Below are 16,047 nucleotides of genomic sequence, written 5' to 3'. Positions count from 1 at the left end.
TCTGATGGATCTTCGTCTTCTCGTATCACCGGTCACCGCCCGCACGATGGTGGCACGGGCGGCCCGCGCAGGGGGGCATCAGGGTGGGATGCCCCGACGCGCGATGCGCAACATACGCCCCATTCCCCCCGCCCGCACAGTTCGCCGGGACCCGGGGGAAGGCGCCCCCGGACTGTCGGTGCGGTACGGCAGGATGGGCCGGATGAGCGAACCTTCGACCGGCGACGCGCTGCCGGAGTACGTGGAGCGCGTGCTCGACGTCGCCGAGCTGATCCCGCCCGGCCGCGTCATGACCTACGGGGACATCGCGGAGTGGCTCGGCGAGGGAGGCCCGCGCCAGGTCGGCCGGGCCATGGCGCTGTACGGGGCCGCGGTGCCCTGGTGGCGGGTGGTGCGCGCCGACGGGACGCTGCTGCCCGGCCACGAACTGCGCGCGCTGGACCACTACCGCGAGGAGAACACCCCGCTGCGCGAGGCCCCGCGCGCGGCGCAGGGGCATGTGCCGCGCCTCGACATGCGGCGCGCGCGGTGGGACGGCGTGCCCGGGGGGCCGGCCGGTGACGGCGGGGAAGCTCACACCTGACAGCTTCGGCCATCCGGGCGCCCAACCGGCGGAGCCGGGTCCGAGCGAGACACCGGAAGTACGGGACGTACGCGCCCGGCGCCCCCGGCCGCCGACACCCGCGAGGCGCCGGAACCCGCCGCCGACGGCGGCCCCGACGCCCTCGGCGACGACGGCGGCCCCGGCACCCCGACGACGGCCTCCGCCCCGCCGGAACCCCCGGCGACGACGTCCCCTGCCCCGCCGGAACCCCCGGCAACGGCGGCCTCCGCACCCCGGCGCCCCGGCGGAACGTGACGATCCACGCATCCGTCCCGTCCCGATCCGGTCCCCGGCCGGAGTAGCGTCGTCAGTTCGCGGCATCCGCCGCGCCCCGCAGCCCCGCAGCCCCGCAGCCCCGCAGACCCACAGCCCGACAGCCCCGCAGCGCAGACCCACCAGGACCGGCGATCCCCACGTGAGTTCCTCCTCCACCACCCGGCACAGTCCGCACCGTCCGACACGGCGCCGGACCGCGGGCGCGTACCGTCTGGTGCGCACCCCGCCGGGCTCCGTGGAGCCCCCCCTCCTGGACGCGGCGCAGCGCGCCGTGGTCGACCACCCCGGCGGACCGCTGCTGGTCCTCGCCGGTCCCGGTACCGGCAAGACCACCACGCTCGTCGAGGCGGTCGCGGCCCGCGTCGACCGGGGCGCCGACCCGGCCCGGATGCTGATCCTCACCTTCAGCCGCAAGGCCGCCGTCGAACTACGCGACCGCATGGCCGCCCGGCTCGGCGCCCTCAGGGGCCCGCAGGCCACCACCTTCCACTCCTTCTGCTACGCCCTGGTCCGCGCCCACCAGGACGCCGATCTCTTCGCGGACCCGCTGCGGCTGCTCTCCGGCCCCGAACAGGACGTCACCGTCCGCGAGCTGCTGGCCGGCCAGCTCGACCTGGAGAAGGAGGGGCTCTCCGGCATCCGCTGGCCCGAGGAACTGCGCGCCTGCCTGACCACGCGCGGCTTCGCCGACGAGGTGCGCGCGGTGCTGGCCCGCAGCCGCGAGCTGGGCCTCGGCCCGGACGCCCTCGCGGACTTCGCCCGCCGCACCGGCCGTCCTGACTGGGGCGCCGCCGCCGCGTTCCTCGCCGAGTACCTGGACGTCCTGGACGCGCAGGGCGTGCTCGACTACGCGGAACTGGTCCACCGGGCCGTGCTCCTCGCCGAGCGCCCGGAGGTGTCCGCGCTGCTGGCCGGCCGGTACGACACCGTCCTCGTCGACGAGTACCAGGACACCGACCCGGCCCAGGTCCGGCTGCTGCACGCGCTGGCCGGCAACCGGGGGAGCACCCCGGGCGGCGGCGGGGGCCGGAACCTGATCGCGTTCGGTGACCCGGACCAGTCGATCTACGCGTTCCGGGGCGCCGATGTGAACGGCATCCTCGACTTCCCCGAGCGCTTCCGCCGCGCGGACGGCGCCCCCGCCCCCGTCGGCGTCCTCACCACGTCGCGCCGCTCCGGCGAGGCGGTGCTGGCCGCGACCCGGCTGCTGACCCGCCGGATGCCGCTCAACCGGCTGCCCTCGGCGAAGGTCCGCGCCCACCGGGAGCTGGCCGCCGTCCGCGAGGGCGGCAGCGTGGAGACGTACACCTACCCGACCGCGTCCGCCGAACTGGAGAACATCGCCGACCTGCTGCGCCGGGCGCACCTGGAGGACGGGGTGCCGTGGCGCGAGATGGCCGTGCTGGTGAGGGCCGGCGGCCGGACGATCCCCGCCGTGCGCCGCGCCCTGACCTCGGCGGGCGTCCCCCTGGAGATCGACGGCGACGACCTGGCCCTGCGCCACGAACCGGCGGTGGCCCCTCTTCTGACCGCCCTGCGCGCGGTGGCGAAGGCCGCACTGCGCCGGGGCCGGGACACGGAGGTGGAAGCGGCTGCTGGCGACGGCGGGGCTAGTGGTGCCGAGGGGGCTGAAGGTGCCGCCAGGGCCGGTGGTGCCGACGGAGCCAGTGGTACCGACGAGGCTGAAGGTGCCGCCGGGGCCGGCAGTGCTGATGGAGCCGGTCGTGCCGATGGGGCTGAAGGTGCCGCCAGGGCCGGTGGTGCTGACGGAGCCGGTCGTGCCGACGGGGCCGAAGGTGCCGCCAGGGCCGGTGGTGCCGACGAGGCTGAAGGCGCCGCCGGGACCGAAGAGGCGTCCGACGCCCCGCCCGTCACCTCCTGGCTGGACACCGAGACCGCGCTGACCCTGCTCTCCTCGCCGCTGGGCGCCATGGACGCGGCCGATCTGCGCCGGCTGGGCCGCGCCCTGCGCGACGAGGAGCGGGCCACGGGCAACCGGCTGCCCGCGCCCTCCGGCGACCTGCTCGCCCGCGCGCTCGCCGAACCGGAGCGGCTGGTCACGCACGATCCTGCGTACGCCCGCGGGGCGCAGCGCCTGGGCGCGCTGCTGCGCACGGCGCGCGAGCTGCTGGAGCGCGGCGGCACCGCCGAGGAGGCCCTGTGGGAGCTGTGGTCGGGAACCCCGTGGCCGGCCAGGCTGGAGCGCGCGGCCCTGCGCGGCGGCGCCGCCGGGCGCAACGCGGACCGCGACCTCGACGCGGTGTGCGCCCTCTTCGAGACCGCGGCCCGCGCCGAGGAGCGCACCGGCGGCCGGGGCGCGCTCAACTTCCTCGAAGAGGTCGACGCCCAGGACATCGCCGCCGACACCCTCTCCCGCCGCGCGGTGCGGCCCGACGCCGTACGCCTGATGACCGCCCACCGCTCCAAGGGCCTGGAATGGCGCCTCGTCGTCGTCGCCGGGGTGCAGGAAGGGCTCTGGCCCGACCTGCGGCGCCGGGGTTCGCTGCTGGAGGCCGACCGGATCGGCCGCGACGGCATCGCCCCGCCCCTCACCCCCGGCGCACTGCTCGCCGAGGAGCGCAGGCTCTTCTACGTGGCGGCGACCCGCGCCCGCGACCGGCTCGTCGTCACGGCGGTCAAGGCCCCGGCCGACGACGGCGACCAGCCCTCCCGCTTCCTCACCGAACTGGGCGTCGAACCCCGCGACGTCACCGGCCGCCCGCGCCGCCCCCTCGCCGTCGCCGCGCTCGTCGCGGAACTGCGCGCCACCACCGTCGACCCCGAGGCGTCCGACGCGCTGCGCGAGGCCGCCGCCCACCGCCTGGCCCGGCTCGCCGCGCTCAGCGACGACGAGGGGCAGCCGCTCGTCCCGTCGGCCCACCCGTACCGCTGGTGGGGGCTGCACGAGCCGACCCGCTCGGCCGTGCCGCTGCGCGACCGCGACCAGCCGGTGACCCTTTCCGGCAGCGCGCTCGACCAGCTGGCCCGCACCTGCGCGCTCCAGTGGTTCCTGGGCCGCGAGGTGAAGGCCGACGCCCCGGCGACCGCCGCCCAGGGCTTCGGCAACGTCGTCCACGTCCTGGCCGACGAGGTGGCCTCCGGCCGTACCCCGGCGGACCTGGCCGTCCTCATGGAACGGCTCGACTCGGTCTGGGACGGGCTCGCCTTCGACGCGCCCTGGAAGTCCCGCCAGGAGAAGGAGCAGGCCCGCGCCGCCCTGGAGCGCTTCCTGCGCTGGCACGTCATGGACCGCGCGGGCCGCACCCCGGTCGCCAGCGAGCACGACTTCGACGTGACGCTGGAGGCGGGGGAGTACGAGGTGCGCATCCGCGGCTCCATGGACCGGGTCGAGCGCGACGCCGAGGGCCGGGCCTACGTCGTCGACTTCAAGACGGGCAAGCAGTCCCAGACGAAGGACGAGGTGGCCCGCCACCCGCAGCTCGCCGTCTACCAGCTCGCCGTGCGCGAGGGCGCCGTCGACGAGGTCTTCGACGGCGTCAGGCCCGAGTCCGGCGGCGCCGAACTCGTCCAGCTGCGCCAGGCCGCCCCCAAGAAGGAGGGCGGCGACACCGCGCCCAAGGTGCAGTCCCAGCGGCCGCCCGACACCGAGTGGGTCTCCGACCTGCTGGCGACCGCCGCGGGACGGGTCCTGGACGAGCGCTTCACCCCGTCGGCCGGCCAGCACTGCGCCCACTGCGCGTTCCGCTCCTCGTGCAGCGCGCAGCCGGAGGGCAAGCACATCGTGGAGTGAGCCCCCGCCGGACACGGCCGGGCCCGCCGGTCAGGGCTTGCGGGCCACCACGCCGTACACGCTCACGTCCGCGTCCGTGACGTCGTTGATCCGCTGGTAGCGCGTACGGTCCAGCTCGTCCAGGCCCGCCACGAACTCCGGATCCGGATCGGCGGCCTCCGGCAGGTCCACGACCGCCTCGGGACGCCACCGGTGCACCGGCACGACACCCGGCTCCAGCATCTCCAGGCCGTTGTCCGTGACGAAGCGCACCACCTGGGCGTGCGAGCGGCGGACCATGGCGAAACCGCGCTCCTTGAACGCCTTCGTCACCTGCCCGACCTGCTCCGGATTGAGATCGGAACCGACGTTGCTCAGGATCAGATAGCTGCCGGGCGCCAGGGCGCCGAGCAGCCGCTCGACGACCGGGTACGCCACCTCGTCCTCGATGAAGTGCAGTACGGCGGCGAGCACCAGGGCGACCGGCCGGTCCAGGTCCAGGGTGCGGCGCGCCGCCTCCAGGATCGTGTCCGGATCGCGCAGATCCGCCTCGATGTAGTCGGTGCGCCCCTCCGGGCCGCTGGTCAGCAGGGCCTGCGCGTGGACGAGGACGACCGGGTCGTTGTCCACGTAGACCACACGGGCGTCCGGCGCGATCCCCTGCGCGATCTGGTGCACGTTCGCCTGCGTCGGCAGCCCCGTGCCGATGTCCAGGAACTGCCGCACCCCGGCCTCCGTGGCCAGCGTCACCGCCCGCCGCATGAAGTCCCGGTTGTGCCGCACCGTGAGGTACCCGCGCGGATTGGCCCGCAGCGCCATGGCCGCGGCCTCCCGGTCCGCCGGGTAGTTGTCCTTGCCGCCGAGGAAGACGTCGTAGACCCGCGCGGGATGGGCCTTCGTCGTGTCGATGCGCTCCCGGAGTCTCGCGGCGTCCGGGGCGGGTGCGTCGGCGCTCATATGACCGTCCTCATAAGGCTGTTGATGCGACAAGCAGTCAATGTAGACGGTGATCGCGGGTCGGGGTTGTCGGTGGGGCCGGTTAGCCTCGGTGGAGTGTCCTCCCGTCTCACCGATCCCGAGCAGCTCAAGGAGCTCCTGGGGATCCCCTTCACCCCGGAGCAGACGGCGTGCATCGTCGCGCCGCCCGCCCCCCAGGTGATCGTCGCCGGCGCCGGGTCCGGCAAGACCACGGTGATGGCGGCGCGCGTGGTGTGGCTCGTCGGGACCGGGCAGGTCGCCCCGGAGCAGGTCCTCGGCCTCACCTTCACCAACAAGGCGGCCGGCGAGCTGGCCGAGCGCGTCCGCAGGGCCCTGGTCGCCGCCGGGGTCACCGACCCCGACACCCTCGACCCGGACGACCCCCCGGGCGAGCCCGGCATCTCCACGTACCACGCCTTCGCCGGAAAGCTCCTCACCGACCACGGGCTGAGGATCGGACTGGAGCCGGCCACCCGCCTCCTCGCCGACGCCACCCGCTACCAGCTCGCCGCCCGCGTGCTGCGCGAGGCCCCCGGCCCGTACCCGGCCCTGACCAGGTCGTTCCCCACGCTGGTCAGCGATGTGCTGGCGCTCGACGCCGAGCTGGCCGAGCATCTCGTGCGCCCCGAGCAGCTCGCGGCGTACGACACCGAGCTGCTGCGCATCCTGGAGGACGCCCGGCTCACCAACGCCGACCTGCGCAAGATCCCGGAGACCGCCGAGGCCCGCAGGGAACTGCTCGCGCTCACCCGCCGCTACCGGGACGCCAAGCGCGCCCGCGACCTCCTCGACTTCGGCGACCAGATCGCCCTCTCCGCCGAGCTGGCCCTCACCCGCCCCGAGGTCGGCGCGCTCCTGCGCGAGGAGTACCGGGTGGTGCTGCTCGACGAGTACCAGGACACCTCCGTCGCCCAGCGGCTCCTGCTCTCCGCCCTCTTCGGCAGCGGCCCCGACGGCGTCCCGACCGGCCACGCCGTCACCGCCGTCGGCGACCCCTGCCAGGCCATCTACGGCTGGCGCGGCGCCTCCGTCGCCAACCTCGACGACTTCCCCCGCCACTTCCCGCACGCCGACGGCACCCCGGCCGCCCGCCACTCCCTCAGCGAGAACCGCCGCAGCGGCGGCCGTCTGCTGCACCTCGCCAACGGGCTCGCCGCCCCGCTGCGCGCCATGCACGAGGGCGTCGAGGCCCTGCGCCCCGCCCCCGGCGCCGAGCGCGACGGGCTGGTCCGCTGCGCCCTGCTGCCCACCCACGCCGAGGAGATCGCCTGGCTCGCGGACTCGATCGCCCATCTGGTGCGCACCGGCACCGCCCCCGGCGAGATCGCCGTCCTGTGCCGCACCGCGGGCGACTTCCCGCGGATCCAGGCCGCGCTGGTCGACCGGGACGTCCCGGTCGAGGTCGTCGGCCTGTCCGGACTGCTCCACCTCCCCGAGGTAGCCGACCTCGTCGCCGTCTGCGAGGTCCTCCAGGACCCGGGGGCCAACGCCTCCCTGGTCCGGCTGCTCACCGGCCCCCGCTGGCGGATCGGCCCCCGCGACCTGGCCCTCCTCGGCCGCCGCGCCCGCCTCCTCGTCCACCGGGCGGTCCACGGCGAGGACGCCGACCCCGACCGCAGGCTCGCGGAGGCCGTGGAGGGCATCGACCCGGCCGAGGTCGTCTCGCTGGCCGACGCCCTGGACACCTTCCTCGACTCCGGCGGCGAGGACGACGACCGGCTCCCCTTCTCCGCCGAGGCCCGGATCCGCTTCGCCCGGCTCGCCGCCGAGCTGCGCGATCTGCGCCGCTCGCTCGCGGACCCGCTGATGGACGTCCTGCACCGGGTGCTGGCCGCCACCGGACTGGAGGTCGAGCTGTCCGCGTCCCCGCAGGCCCTGGCCGCCCGCCGCCGCGAGACCCTGGCCAACTTCCTCGACGTCGCCGCCCGCTTCGCCGCCGCCGACGGCGAGGCCACCTTGCTCGCCTTCCTCGCCTTCCTGCGCACCGCCGCCCAGTACGAGAAGGGGCTCGACAACGCGCTGCCCGGCGGCGAGAACACCGTCAAGGTCCTCACCGCCCACAAGTCCAAGGGCCTGGAATGGGACGTGGTCGCCGTGCCCGGCCTGGTCACCGGCCAGTTCCCCAGCAGCCGGGCCCGCGAGGTGTGGACCGCCCAGCCCCAGGTCCTCCCGCACGCCCTGCGCGGCGACACCGCCACCCTCCCCGCCCTGGACACCTTCGACGCCCGCGGGCTCAAGGGCTTCAAGGAGGAGATGAAGGAGCACCAGAACACCGAGGAGCTGCGCCTCGGCTACGTCACCTTCACCCGCCCCCGCAGCCTGCTGCTCGGCTCCGGTCACTGGTGGGGCCCCGACCAGAAGAAGCCGCGCGGCCCCTCCGCCTTCCTGCACGCCCTGTACGCCCACTGCGCCGCCGGGTACGGCGAGATCGAGGTGTGGGCGGACGAGCCCGCCGAGGACGCCGAGAACCCCTCCCTGGCCGAGGCCGCCGCCGAGCACGCCTGGCCGCTGCCCCTGGACGACACCGCCCTCGCCCGCCGCCGCGCCGCCGCCGACCTGGTCATGGCCCATCTGACCGCCCTGGCGGCCGGCTCCCCGACCCCGGACGCGGCGCGCCCGCAGGACGACCGCGCCTCCGCCCCCAGAAAGCCCTTCGCGGGGGATGGCGGCCCCTTCGCGGAGGAGGACGGTCTCTACGGGAACGACAGCCCCTTCGAGGACGGCAGCCTCTTCGAGGACGGCAGCCTCTTCGAGGACGGCGACCCGTTCCCGGAGGACGCGCCGTTCCCGGAGGAGCCGTTCCCGCAGGACGCGGCGTTCCCGGAGGACCCGTTCCCGCAGGACGCGCCGTTCCCCGACGAGGAACGGCCCGGGGGCGGCCCGGCACCCGCCGAGGACGCCCCGTTCCCCGGCGAGGGACCGGCCCCGGCCGAGGCCCCCGCCCCCGTCCGGACGGACGCCCCGCACGTCCCCGCGGCCCGCGCCCCCGTGCGGGAGCCCGGCCGGCTCACCCCGGAGGAGGCCCGCACCCTCGCCTCCTGGGACCGCGACCTCGATGCCCTCGCCGGGGAGCTGCGCCGCGCCCGCGCCACCGTGCGCGACGTGCTCGTACCGGCCTCGCTCTCCGCCACCCAGCTGCTGCGCCTGGCCGACGACCCGGACGGCTTCGCCCAGGAGCTGGCCCGGCCCATGCCCCGGCCCCCGCAGCCCGCCGCGCGCCGGGGCACCCGCTTCCACGCCTGGGTCGAGTCCCGCTTCGAGGAGCTGCCGCTGCCGATGCTCGGCCCCGACGAACTGCCCGGGGGCGACGAGAACGACGCCGACATCGCCGACGAGCGCGATCTCGCCGAACTGAAGGAGGCGTTCGAGCGCACCCCGTACGCCCGCCGCACCCCGTACCGCGTGGAGACGCCGTTCCAGATCACGCTGGCCGGCCGGGTGATCCGGGGCCGCATCGACGCGGTCTACCGCACGGGCGACACGTACGAGATCGTCGACTGGAAGACCAGCCGCACCCTCACCGCCGACCCGCTCCAGCTCGCCGTCTACCGCCTGGCCTGGGCCGAACTGCACGGTCTGCCGCTCACCGACGTCACGGCCGCCTTCGTCTTCGTCCGCACCGGCGAGTGCGTCCGCCCGGCCCGGCTCCCGGGCCGCCCGGAGCTGGAGAGAATCCTCCTGGACGAGCCACCGCCCGCGGCCCGATAAGCTGAAGGTCATGAGCGACACCCCGGACAACGCCGTCCGTACGTACACCGAGCAGCACCGCGCGGCCTTCCTCGATGACCTCGCCGCCTGGCTGCGCATCCCCTCCGTATCCGCCCAGCCGGAGCACGACGGGGACGTACGGCGCAGCGCCGAGTGGCTGTCCGCCAAGCTGACGAAGACCGGTTTCCCGGTCTCCGAGATCTGGGAGACCGACGGCGCGCCCGCCGTGTTCGCCGAGTGGCCCTCCGACGACCCGGACGCGCCCACGGTCCTCGTGTACGGACACCACGACGTCCAGCCCGCCGCCCGCGAGGACGGCTGGAGCACCGACCCCTTCGAGCCGGTGATCCGCGACGGACGGATGTACGGACGCGGCGCGGCCGACGACAAGGGCCAGGTGTTCTTCCACACCCTGGGCGTCCGCGCCCACCTCGCCACCACCGGCCGCACCGCCCCCGCCGTCCACCTCAAGCTCCTCGTCGAGGGCGAGGAGGAGTCCGGCTCCCCGCACTTCCGGGCCCTGGTCGAGCAGCGGGCCGCCCGGCTCGCCGCGGACGCCGTGATCGTCTCCGACACCGGCATGTGGGACGAGGCCACCCCGACGGTCTGCACCGGCATGCGCGGCCTCGCCGAGTGCGAGATCGAGCTGCGCGGACCGGACCAGGACATCCACTCCGGATCCTTCGGCGGGGCCGTCCCCAACCCGGCGACCGAGATCGCCCGGCTGGTCGCGGCGCTCCACGACGCCGACGGAAGGGTCGCGGTCCCCGGGTTCTACGACGGTGTGGCCGAGCTCACCGAGACCGAACGCGCCCTCTTCGCCGAACTGCCCTTCGACGAGGCCACCTGGCTGCGCACCGCCCGCTCCGGCGCCGCGTCCGGCGAGGCCGGATACTCCACGCTGGAGCGGATCTGGGCCCGCCCCACCGCCGAGGTCAACGGCATCGGCGGCGGCTACCAGGGCGCCGGGAGCAAGACGATCATCCCGTCCGCCGCCCAGGTGAAGATCAGCTTCCGGCTGGTCGCGGGCCAGGACCCGGACCACGTCCAGAAGGTCGTCCGCGACTGGGCCGAGTCCCGTGTCCCCGCCGGAATCCGTCACCGGATCACTTTCCTCCCGGCCACCCGCCCCTGCCTCACCCCCCTGGACCACCCGGCCCTGCGGGCCGTGGCCCGCGCCATGGGACGAGCCTTCGGCCAGAAGATCCTCTTCACCCGCGAAGGAGGCTCGGGACCCGCGGCGGACCTCCAGGACGTGCTCGGCGCCCCCGTCCTCTTCCTGGGCATCTCCGTACCGTCCGACGGCTGGCACGCCCCCGACGAGAAGGTCGAACTGGACCTCCTGTTCAAGGGTGTGGAGACCACCGCCCATCTCTGGGGCGAGCTGGCGGCCGCACTCCGCTGAATCCTGAACACCCGATCCATCCCGGGGGAGTAGGAAGCACCTGTGAGCACCTTCGACAACGCCACCACGGACCGTCCCATCGGCCTGACCGCGCCGAGCGGCATCGACCGCGCCGCCCACCACCGCCTCGACGAGGCATGGCTGGCCGCCGCGTGGAGCCACCCGACGACCCGGGTCTTCGTCGTCTCCGGGGGGCAGGCGCTGATCGACGACACCGAGGACGGCACCGAACTGGTGATGACCCCCGCCTTCGAGGCCCCGGTCACCGAGACCCACCGCTACTTCCTCGGTACGGACGCGGACGGCGTCAGCTACTTCGCGCTCCAGAAGGACTCGCTGCCCGGCCGCATGGACCAGTCGGCCCGCCCGGCAGGACTGCGCGAGGCCGGACTGCTCCTCGGCCCCCGCGACGCCGGGCTGATGGTGCACGCGGTGGCGCTGGAGAACTGGCAGCGGCTGCACCGCTTCTGCTCGCGCTGCGGCGAGCGCACGGTGATCGCCGCCGCCGGCCACATCCGCCGCTGCCCGGCCTGCGGTGCCGAGCACTACCCGCGCACCGACCCGGCGGTCATCATGCTCGTCACCGACGACCAGGACCGTGCGCTGCTCGGCCGCCAGGTGCACTGGCCGGAGGGACGTTTCTCCACCCTGGCCGGATTCGTCGAGCCCGGTGAGTCCATCGAGCAGTCCGTGGCCCGCGAGGTGTTCGAGGAGGCGGGCATCACGGTCGGCGAGGTCGCGTACATGGCCAGCCAGCCCTGGCCCTTCCCCTCCAGCCTGATGCTCGGCTTCATGGCGCGGGCCGAGACCTTCGAGATCAACGTCGACGGCGAGGAGATCGAGGAGGCCCGCTGGTTCTCCCGCGACGACCTGACCGCCGCCTTCGAATCCGGCGAGATCCTGCCCCCGTTCGGCATCTCGATCGCCTCCCGCCTGATCGAGAGCTGGTACGGCAAGCCGCTCCCGAAGCCGGTCCGCGCGAGCTGACCGGCGCCCGGCACGGGCCCGAACGGAAACGGAACCGCCCGCCGCCCCCGTCCACGAGGGAGGGGAGCGGCGGGCGGTTCGTGTCCGGCTCCGCGGGGCGTGCCGGACCAGAGCGTCGGATCAGGCGCCGATCTTCTGCTTGACCTGGGCCAGCGACGGGTTCGTCAGGGTCGAGCCGTCCGGGAAGAGCACGGTCGGAACCGTCTGGTTTCCGCCATTCGCCTTCTCGACGAAGGCCGCCGACTCCGGGTCCAGCTCGATGTTGACCTCGGTGTACGCGATGCCCTCGCGGTCCATCTGGCCCTTGAGCCGACGGCAGTAGCCGCACCACGTGGTGCTGTACATCGTCACAGTGCCCGGCATGTCTTCGCGCTCCTCTGTCTCATCCGATTCCGGCACCCCGCCGCGCCCCGTCACTGTCCGGTTCCTCACATCCGGAACCGCCGGGGCGCACGTTGCCGCACGGAGGGGGAACGTACGTGACCTGGCCGGCATTCCCGCGACCGCCCCCGGGCGTCCGGGACTCCCCGTTCACGGGACCGCCCCGGTCCTCTTCACGGGACCGCGCGGGCCGTACTCATGGGGCCGCGTCGGCCGGACTCATGGAGCCGCGCGGGTCGTACTCATGGGGCCGCGCCGGTCGTACTAATACGGCACCCCTGTGGACAAGCCCCGCTCCCGCCCCTCACGACCTGGCAGCATGGCGGGGTGACATCAGCAACGCATTCCACCCTCTTCCCTCAGGTCCCCGACTCCGCCGACGCCGTCCTGGACGGGCTCGACCCCGAGCAGCGCGAGGTCGCCGAGGCCCTCCAGGGACCGGTGTGCGTGCTGGCCGGAGCCGGTACGGGCAAGACCAGGGCGATCACGCACCGCATCGCCTACGGGGTGCGGGCCGGGATCCTCCAGCCGACCAGCGTGCTGGCCGTCACGTTCACCAACCGTGCCGCGGGAGAGATGCGCGGACGCCTCCGCCAGCTCGGCGCGGACGGCGTTCAGGCGCGCACCTTCCACTCCGCGGCCCTCCGCCAGCTCCAGTACTTCTGGCCGAAAGCAGTCGGTGGCGCGCTGCCCCGGCTGCTGGAGCGCAAGGTCCAGCTGGTCGCCGAGGCCGCCACCCGGTGCCGCGTCCGCCTCGACCGCACCGAGCTGCGCGATGTCACCGGCGAGATCGAATGGGCCAAGGTCACCCAGACCGTCCCCGCCGACTATCCGGCCGTCGTCGCCAAGTCCCAGCGCGAGGCCCCGCGCGACCCGGCCGAGATCTCCCAGGTCTACGCGATGTACGAGCAGCTGAAGCGCGACCGCTCGGTGATCGACTTCGAGGACGTCCTGCTGCTCACCGTCGCCATCCTCCAGGACCGCCACGACATCGCCGACCACGTCCGCCGCCAGTACCAGCACTTCGTGGTCGACGAGTACCAGGACGTCAGCCCGCTCCAGCAGCGTCTCCTCGACCTCTGGCTCGGCGACCGGGACAGCCTCTGCGTCGTCGGTGACGCCAGCCAGACGATCTACTCCTTCACCGGAGCCACCCCCGACCACCTGCTGAACTTCCGCACCCGCCACCCCGGCGCCACCGTCGTCAAGCTCGTCCGGGACTACCGCTCCACCCCCCAGGTCGTCCATCTGGCGAACGGGCTGCTCTCCCAGGCCCGCGGCCGGGCCGCCGAGCACCGCCTCGCCCTGGTCTCGCAGCGCGAGGCCGGCCCCGAGCCCTCCTACGTGGAGTACGCGGACGAGCCCGCCGAGGCCGAAGGCACCGCCCGCCGCATCCGGGACCTGATCGCCGCCGGCGTCCCGGCCGGCGAGATCGCCGTGCTCTTCCGGGTCAACGCGCAGTCCGAGGTCTACGAGCAGGCCCTCGCGGACGCGGGGGTGCCCTACCAGCTCCGGGGCGCGGAGCGGTTCTTCGAGCGCGCCGAGGTGCGCGAGGCGGGGGTGGCCCTGCGCGGCGCGGCGCGCGCCGGGTCCAACGACGCCCTGCTGGACGACGCGGAGGACCTGCCCTCCGAGGTGCGGGCCGTGCTCTCGGCCCTGGGCTGGAGCGCCGAGCCGCCCGCCGGATCGGGGGCGGCGCGCGACCGCTGGGAGTCCCTGGCCGCCCTGGTCCGGCTCGCCGAGGACTTCGAGCGGGCCAGGACCGGCGCGACCCTCTCCGACCTGGTCGCCGAGCTCGACGCACGGGCCGCCGCCCAGCACGCCCCCACCGTCCAGGGCGTCACCCTGGCCTCCCTGCACTCGGCCAAGGGCCTGGAGTGGGACGCCGTGTTCCTGGTCGGGCTCACCGAGGGCATGATGCCGATCACCTATGCCAAAACGGACGAGCAGATCGAGGAGGAGCGCCGGCTGCTCTACGTCGGTGTCACCCGCGCCCGCCTCCACCTCGGCCTGTCGTGGTCGCTGGCCCGTTCGCCCGGCGGCCGGGCGAGCCGCCGCCCCAGCCGCTTCCTGAACGGACTGCGCCCCGGCTCGACGGCGCCCGGCGGGCGCGCCGCCGCCGTCGGCGGGGGAGGCATCGAGCGCCCGGCCGGTGCCGCCCGGCGCAGGCAGCGCGGGCCCGCGCGGTGCCGGGTCTGCGGCAAGACCCTGACGGATGCGGGCGAGATGAAGCTGATGCGCTGCGACGACTGCCCGTCCGACATGGACGAGGCGCTGTACGAGCGGCTGCGGGACTGGCGCGCCGTCCGCGCGGGCGAGATCGGCCAGCCCGCCTACTGCGTGTTCACCGACAAGACGCTGATGGCCATCGCGGAGGCCGTGCCCGGCACCGAGGGCGAGCTGGCCGGGATCTCCGGGGTCGGCGCGCGGAAGTTGGGCCGGTTCGGTGCCGCCGTGCTGGACATCTGCGCAGGTGGGGACGGGTTCGATCGGTCCGGGGAAGAGGACGGCGAGGGGTGAGAAAAACTCGTCGGAAAAATAGTTTGCGCGCGCCCCAGTCATCACCATAGGTTCTTAACCACGGGAACAGCGGCTTCTCTGAAGCCCGGGTCCTGTGCTGTACTTATCCGAATACGCAGGACCGGTTCACCCGGTCCCCCGAGACGCCGAGAGGAGGCGATTGAAGTGATCAGCATCATCGAGACCAACAAAATGACCGATCTCTCGGTCGTCTCCGCCTGCTCGCTCGGCCTCGCCTGCTCCAAGGATGTCTCGCTGCGTGGCACCGGTCTGTCCGGCATTCCTGCCTTCGGTCCGCTGTTCCTGTCGAGCCTTCCCGTGCGGGAGCGCAATGAGCGACCGGCCCAGGCACCGGCAGCAGCAGTAGCGAAGGGACAGGCCCCGGCCTATGCCTTTGCCGCCGTCGGTGCGGGAGCGGGAGCCGAAGCCGGCCAGAAGATGACGCACCACCACACGATGTGGGCCTTCCGTGGGCCTGAACCCTGGAGTGATCCAGCCTGATCGACGATCAGGCCGGCGCCTTCAGGGCCGCGGAACCCCACTCGGGATCCGCGGCCCTTTTGTTTTGTCCGAACGGACGAGACAGCGCGAAGGAGCCTCGGAACAAACAGGACCTGGTACCAGCCGCCCCCCGGCCAACACGCCGGAAACGACCAGACGAGGACACCACCACCGTGCAACTCGAAGCGCACGCCCCGTCCGTACCGCCTTCCGACACGATCTCCCCGCCCGGCTCCACGGAGGACTCCACCTTGATCCCCCTCACCGCGCTCACCGCGCTCGACGACGCCATCGAGAACCTCGGCGTACCCGTCCCCTGCCGCTCCTACGACCCGGAAGTCTTCTTCGCCGAGTCCCCGGCCGACGTCGAGTACGCCAAGTCCCTCTGCAAGACCTGTCCGCTCGTCGAGGCGTGCCTCGCCGGCGCCAAGGAGCGCCGCGAGCCTTGGGGTGTCTGGGGCGGTGAGCTCTTCATCCAGGGCGTCGTCGTCGCCCGCAAGCGCCCCCGTGGCCGTCCGCGCAAGAACCCGGTCGCGGCGTGACCGCCGACCTGGGGGTCCCGGCCCCCAAGCCCCTGAAGCGCATCGGAACCATCGACCGTCCCCTCACCCACGACCCCCGAAACCAGGCAGCAATGACCCTCCCCACCAGCGAGCCCGTCGGCTCCGCGACACCGGACGTCACCATCATCGGCGCGAACGACTCGCGTCAGAACAGGACCCGAGAAATGCAACTCATCCCAGAAGCCCTGGCTCGTGCCCATATGCACGACCGCCTGCGGGAAGCGGAGTCGGAGCGCCAGGCCGTACGCCTGGTGGCCGCCCGCCGCATGCAGCGCCGGGCCGAGCGCGCCTCGATGCGCGCCCGCCGCGCGCTCGCCATGGCGGTCATGCACTGACCCGAGCAGGACCGCACACCCGCAGAACCCGTAGAACCCGCAGTACCCGCCGGGGCGTA

Annotated in this window: 11 protein-coding genes; 9 read left to right on the top strand and 2 right to left on the bottom strand. The window is 74.0% G+C overall.

The window, feature by feature from the left end; all coding sequences use genetic code 11:
- The first annotated feature begins 202 nt into the window (after positions 1 to 202).
- Both ACWCXC_RS09250 and ACWCXC_RS09245 read left to right on the top strand, forming a co-directional pair.
- Complete coding sequence (locus tag ACWCXC_RS09250) at positions 203 to 583, top strand: MGMT family protein (protein ID WP_450684281.1); 381 nt, start codon at positions 203 to 205, stop codon at positions 581 to 583.
- A 436-nt stretch (positions 584 to 1,019) separates the two neighbouring features.
- Positions 1,020 to 4,631, top strand: coding sequence for an ATP-dependent helicase (locus ACWCXC_RS09245; protein ID WP_450887716.1), 3,612 nt, complete (start codon positions 1,020 to 1,022; stop codon positions 4,629 to 4,631).
- Positions 4,632 to 4,661: 30 nt separating this feature from the next.
- Here ACWCXC_RS09245 and ACWCXC_RS09240 read toward each other — a convergent pair whose 3' ends face one another.
- The gene (locus ACWCXC_RS09240; protein WP_450887714.1) at positions 4,662 to 5,567 is read right to left on the bottom strand and encodes an SAM-dependent methyltransferase; all 906 of its coding nucleotides are present in this window, start codon (positions 5,565 to 5,567) and stop codon (positions 4,662 to 4,664) included.
- 96 nt (positions 5,568 to 5,663) lie between these two features.
- Between ACWCXC_RS09240 and ACWCXC_RS09235 the strand changes: the two genes are divergently transcribed.
- Genes ACWCXC_RS09235 through nudC form a run of 3 tightly spaced genes read left to right on the top strand, consistent with a single transcriptional unit; the run spans position 5,664 to position 11,688 of the window.
- Entirely contained in the window at positions 5,664 to 9,296 is a 3,633-nt protein-coding gene (locus ACWCXC_RS09235; protein WP_450887712.1) for a UvrD-helicase domain-containing protein, read from the top strand.
- Between the two features lie 10 nt (positions 9,297 to 9,306).
- Positions 9,307 to 10,701 (top strand): dipeptidase, encoded by a 1,395-nt coding sequence (locus tag ACWCXC_RS09230; protein ID WP_450684277.1) that lies wholly within the window; start codon positions 9,307 to 9,309, stop codon positions 10,699 to 10,701.
- Between the two features lie 42 nt (positions 10,702 to 10,743).
- A complete protein-coding gene (gene nudC, locus ACWCXC_RS09225) occupies positions 10,744 to 11,688 on the top strand; it encodes an NAD(+) diphosphatase (protein ID WP_450684276.1) in 945 nt (314 codons plus the stop codon).
- A 120-nt stretch (positions 11,689 to 11,808) separates the two neighbouring features.
- On the opposite strand, the gene ACWCXC_RS09220 is transcribed toward nudC, so the two are convergent.
- On the bottom strand, positions 11,809 to 12,051 hold the full coding sequence (locus ACWCXC_RS09220) for a mycoredoxin (RefSeq protein WP_073744993.1): 243 nt from the start codon (positions 12,049 to 12,051) through the stop codon (positions 11,809 to 11,811).
- A gap of 345 nt (positions 12,052 to 12,396) precedes the next feature.
- On the opposite strand from ACWCXC_RS09220, the gene ACWCXC_RS09215 reads away from it, so the two are divergent.
- The 4 genes from ACWCXC_RS09215 to ACWCXC_RS09200 all read left to right on the top strand — a co-directional run bounded on the left by ACWCXC_RS09215 (position 12,397) and on the right by ACWCXC_RS09200 (position 15,988).
- The gene (locus ACWCXC_RS09215; RefSeq protein ID WP_450887709.1) at positions 12,397 to 14,589 is read left to right on the top strand and encodes an ATP-dependent DNA helicase UvrD2; all 2,193 of its coding nucleotides are present in this window, start codon (positions 12,397 to 12,399) and stop codon (positions 14,587 to 14,589) included.
- Positions 14,590 to 14,754: 165 nt separating this feature from the next.
- Positions 14,755 to 15,090 carry a hypothetical protein gene (locus ACWCXC_RS09210; RefSeq protein WP_450887707.1) on the top strand — a complete coding sequence of 112 codons (336 nt, stop codon included), beginning with the start codon at positions 14,755 to 14,757 and terminating at the stop codon, positions 15,088 to 15,090.
- Between the two features lie 173 nt (positions 15,091 to 15,263).
- Positions 15,264 to 15,632, top strand: coding sequence for a WhiB family transcriptional regulator (locus tag ACWCXC_RS09205; RefSeq protein WP_450684273.1), 369 nt, complete (start codon positions 15,264 to 15,266; stop codon positions 15,630 to 15,632).
- Complete coding sequence (locus tag ACWCXC_RS09200) at positions 15,629 to 15,988, top strand: hypothetical protein (RefSeq protein ID WP_450684272.1); 360 nt, start codon at positions 15,629 to 15,631, stop codon at positions 15,986 to 15,988. The genes ACWCXC_RS09205 and ACWCXC_RS09200 overlap by 4 nt, the downstream gene beginning before the upstream one ends.
- Positions 15,989 to 16,047: the final 59 nt, after the last annotated feature.

Source organism: Streptomyces sp. NPDC001515, assembly GCF_053597115.1.
This window is presented reverse-complemented; position numbering and strand designations above follow the sequence as displayed.